Annotated in this window: 4 protein-coding genes; 1 reads left to right on the top strand and 3 read right to left on the bottom strand. The window is 72.6% G+C overall.

All coding sequences use genetic code 11. The annotated features are described in order from the left end of the window. The 3 genes from GCL72_RS09750 to glpX form a co-directional block, all read right to left on the bottom strand. Positions 1-328: hypothetical protein (locus GCL72_RS09750; protein ID WP_211364946.1), on the bottom strand; the 328-nt coding region annotated here is incomplete at its 3' end. A 69-nt stretch (positions 329-397) separates the two neighbouring features. Continuing rightward, positions 398-1,450, bottom strand: a complete 1,053-nt coding sequence (locus tag GCL72_RS02470) for a trypsin-like serine peptidase (RefSeq protein ID WP_153143136.1) — start codon at positions 1,448-1,450, stop codon at positions 398-400. A gap of 146 nt (positions 1,451-1,596) precedes the next feature. Continuing rightward, complete coding sequence (gene glpX / locus GCL72_RS02465) at positions 1,597-2,583, bottom strand: class II fructose-bisphosphatase (protein WP_153143137.1); 987 nt, start codon at positions 2,581-2,583, stop codon at positions 1,597-1,599. A gap of 478 nt (positions 2,584-3,061) precedes the next feature. On the opposite strand from glpX, the gene GCL72_RS02460 reads away from it, so the two are divergent. Further along, on the top strand, positions 3,062-4,102 hold the full coding sequence (locus GCL72_RS02460) for an acyltransferase family protein (RefSeq protein WP_153143135.1): 1,041 nt from the start codon (positions 3,062-3,064) through the stop codon (positions 4,100-4,102). Positions 4,103-4,251: the final 149 nt, after the last annotated feature.

Raw genomic sequence — 4,251 nt, 5'->3', positions numbered from 1 at the left:
CGTCGCCCGAGTCGTCCGCATAGCTCGGGTCGGCCGCGTCGTTCTCGTCGCCCGCGTCGCTCGGGGGCGCCGGCGGCTCACGCCGCTGCTCGCGGCCGCGGGCGGCCCGGCGGCGCCGCGGACTCCAGTACGCACGCGCCTCCTCCGGCTCGGAGGCCCCGCGACCGGAGGCGACGCGGGAGAAGCCTGACGATTCCGGACGCGGCGCGGCGTCCCCGTTCTCCCCGTCCTTCCCGGACGCCCCTCCCTGTGCGGGCGAAGCATCCTCCGTCGGCGAGGGCCCGTGGGCGTGGCACCGTGCTCGGCGCCCGGAATCGTCAGGAGTCACTGGGTTCCTCCCCGTCGCGGCCCGCGGAACGGTCGGGAGGACCGGCTCGGAGCAGTGCACCGGTCGCGATCATCGCGACGCGGCGTAGGTGTAGACCTCTTCGACGGCCGGCCCGAAGTACGGACCGTACATCGTGTCGGGATCGTCCCGGTAGCTGTACGAGTTCACCGAGTTCTGCGCCCCGTCGGGCCCGTCGCCGATGAACCACGGCCCGCCCGAGGAGCCGCCGGTCATGTCGCACGGGATGCCGCGCGTCGAGGAGCCGTGGGGATCATCCTGCGCCTGCCCCTGGCAGCGGTGCAGCGACTCGCCGTCGTAGGGCGAGACGGCCGGGTACCCGTAGGCGGTGAAGAACAGATCCCGCGGCTGGTCGAAGACGATCGGCGAGGCCTCGCCGACGACTTCGGCGGCGGTGCGTCCGTCCCGCGTCTCCAGCACGGCGAAGCCGGCGTCCTGCTCGAAGTCCCCGGACTCCGCCCAGGCGGCGGTGGCGGTCAGCTCCTCCGCCGCCCACAGCCCGTGCTCGGAGACGCCGTGGTCATAGGCCGGGGCGAAGACGAGGTTGTCGACGAACTCGCCGCCGTCGACCACGCAGTGGCCCGCGGTGGAGACGGTGGACCCGTTCGCCGACTCCACCAGATTGCCCGAGCAGACGAAGTCTCCCTCCGCGGTGGAATAGAAGATCTTGCCCACATGCGGGCTCGCGGCGGGATCCTGCTCGCCGGACCCGGCCTGCTCCTGGCGCGAGTCGCGCCCCTGCTTCGGGCCGACGGCCTGCCCCCGGCCGGCCTGTGCGGCGGTCGTCTCGGGAGGCACGGCGGCCTCCCCCGGGCCGCGGTCCGACCCCAGGTCGACGTCCGGTCCGAGGCCCCCGGGGGCGACCGTCCCGAAGAGCGACGAGGTGACCTCGCCGGCGCGCCCGGCGGCCTGCTCCGGCAGCGCCGGACGGGCGGCGGCCATGCGCCGCGGCGTCCAGTAGTCGGCGGCCGCGTCCTGGTCGACGGCGTCCAGCTGCTCGACGGTGACTCCGCCGACCGCTCCCACGTCCTCCGGCGCGCCCGGCGTCGCCGCGGCCGGTCCGGCGAGCACCACGCTCGCTCCGAGTCCCAACACTGCGCTCACTCCGAGCAGCCGCCTGGTCCGTATCACGGCCGTCCCTCCCATCAGGTATGCCATAACCTCGTCGTCGACGGTGACCCGTTGCACAGTACCAATCCGAGCGATCGTTGAGAAGTGCCGCCGGGAGGCGTCGCCGCCCGCGCAGGGCGTCAGTGCCGCGTGTAGGCCTCCCACTTGCGCGCCTGGTGCTCGGCCTCGACGGTGCGCACGGTGCCGGACTTCGACCGCATGACGATCGACTGGGTGTGCACCGTGTCGCCGTGGTAGCGCACGCCGCGCAGCAGGTCGCCGTCGGTGATGCCGGTGGCGGTGAAGTAGCAGTTGTCCGAGGTGACCAGGTCCTCGGTCGCCAGCACCTTCTCGACGTCGTGGCCGGCGTCGGCGGCGGCCTGCCGCTCGGCGTCGTCGACCGGCGCGAGCCGCCCCTGGATCACGCCGCCGACCGCACGGATGGCGCAGGCGGTGACGATGCCCTCCGGCGTGCCGCCGGTGCCCATGAGGACGTCGACGTCGGAGCCTTCGCGCGCCGCGGCGATGCCGCCGGCGACGTCGCCGTCCATGATGAAGCGCGTCCGAGCCCCGGCCTCGCGGATCTCCTCGACGAGCCCGGCATGGCGGGGGCGGTCGAGCACGCAGACGTTGAGCTGATTGATGCGCTTGCCCTTGGCCTTGGCGATCAGGTGCAGATTCTGCTTCACCGGCAGGCGCAGATCCACCATGTCCGCGGCCTCGGGCCCGGTGACCAGCTTGTCCATGTAGAAGACCGAGGAGGGGTCGAACATGCTCCCCCGCTCGGCGACGGCGAGCACCGCCAGGGCGTTGTTGTAGCCCAGCGCGGTCAGCCGGGTGCCGTCGATCGGATCCACGGCGACGTCGGCCTCGGGGCCGCTGCCGCTGCCCACCCGCTCACCGTTGAACAGCATGGGCGCCTCGTCCTTCTCTCCCTCGCCGATGACGACCACGCCGTTGAGGTTCACCGTGCCCAGCAGCGCACGCATCGCGTCCACCGCCGCGCCGTCGGCGCCGTTCTTGTCGCCGTGGCCGACCCAGGCGCCGCCGGCGATGGCGGCGGCCTCGGTCACGCGGACCAGCTCGAGGGCGAGATTGCGATCGGGCTCGGAGTCCCCGACGGCCAGCCGGGGCGAGAGGTGGGAGAAGTCGTGGGCCTCGCCGCCGGGCGGGGCTGCGGCGGCGGAGACGTCTCCGGCCGCCCCGGTGCTCGTGCTGCTGGTCTGCTTGCTGGTCTCGCCGCTGGTCTCGGTCTCAAACACGTCGGACACGTCGTCGGGCCACCTGTTCGTCTCGTGGGAGGGCGAGAGCCTCGCCCCAGGTCAGGGCGGCGTCGACAGAGCGGAGCGGTCGCGCCCGCAGCCGTGTCGGCTCGGGCGCCCCGCAGAGCTCGCGGCGACGCCGCCACAGTCTGATCGTAGCCCCGCGGAGCCTCACGAGTCTCGACGCCCCGGCGAATCCCGGCGCCTGTGACGTGTGACGAAGCACTCGCCGACCCTCCCGCCCCGGATGAGATGCCGGGACGGCGGCGCGGATCCACCGATCTCCAGCGAGTGTCCAGGCGCCTTCCAGGCCATGCGAGGTGCCATTGTTACCGTCCGAAGGATGAGTTCCCGCGACCATCGCCTGGACCGGGCCAAAGGCATCCTCATCGTGCTCGTCGTCCTGGGCCACTTCCTGACCCGCGCCTCGGGCTGGGACTCCGAGACGCTGCGCGCCGTGCAGACGACCATCTACTCCTTCCACATGCCGGCCTTCATCTTCCTGGCCGGCATCACCGCGAAGTCCACGCGGCTCGCCGAGCGGACCACGTTCTTCCTCGTGCTGCTGGTGACCGCCATCCCCGCCTACTACGGCTGGATGGCGCTGCTCGATCTCGACGTCGGCTTCGACGGCGTGACTCCGATCTGGCTCACCTGGTTCCTGATGGCCATGGTCTGGTGGATGCTCTCGGTCCCGCTCATCGAGCGGCATCCCCGGACCATGCTGACGGCCTCGCTCGTCGTCGGGCTCGTCGGCGGGATCATCCCGAGCCTCGGCGACGAGTTCGCCGTCGCCCGGACCCTGACCTTCTGGCCGTTCTTCGTCGTCGGCAAGCTCTACGGCGCGCGCATCCTGGCCTGGGCAGGCGAGCGCGGCCCCTCCGGCCGGACGGCGCTGACCGGCGCCGCCGTCGTGCCCGTGGCGCTCTTCATCCTCGGCGACGTGGACAAGATGTGGCTCTACGGCAGCCGGAGCATCGAGTGGTTCGACGTCGGCGTCGTCGACGGACTGGGCATGCGCGCCGCCGTCACGCTCAGCGCGGCGCTGACCACGCTGGTGCTGCTGGCCTGGACGGCCCGGCGCGACGACGTGGTGGCCACTCTCGGCCGTCGCTCGCTGGCGATCTATCTGCTGCACGGGTTCGCGGTCCGACTCGTCGAGGGCCCGCTGCACTTCGTCTCCGGGCTGCTGCCCGTCCCGGCGACGCTGGTGCTCTGCCTGGTGCTGGCGGCCGGCACCACCTGGCTCTTCGCGCTCTCGCCCTTCGACGACGGCGTCCGGCGCTATGCCCAGAGCGTCACTCGCGTCGTGCTGGCTCCGCTGACCTGGCTCGACGGGCTGCGGCGCCCGGCGCCGGCGGCGCGGGAGTCCGCCGTGCGCTGATCAGCCGGTCCGGCGCCGCTCGCCCGGCAGGGATCGACTCGAGACGCCCTTCCAGCTGCGCCACGCCCAGACGGTCATCCCGATCACCAGCGCCCAGGTGCACACCACCCACACCCCGAGGACGACGCTCGGGTCGGCGATGAAGGCGC

The organism is Nesterenkonia halophila, assembly GCF_009467795.1.
GTDB classification, from domain to species: domain Bacteria; phylum Actinomycetota; class Actinomycetes; order Actinomycetales; family Micrococcaceae; genus Nesterenkonia; species Nesterenkonia halobia.
The sequence above is the reverse complement of the archived record's forward strand: the minus strand, read 5'-3'. Positions and strand labels throughout refer to the sequence as shown.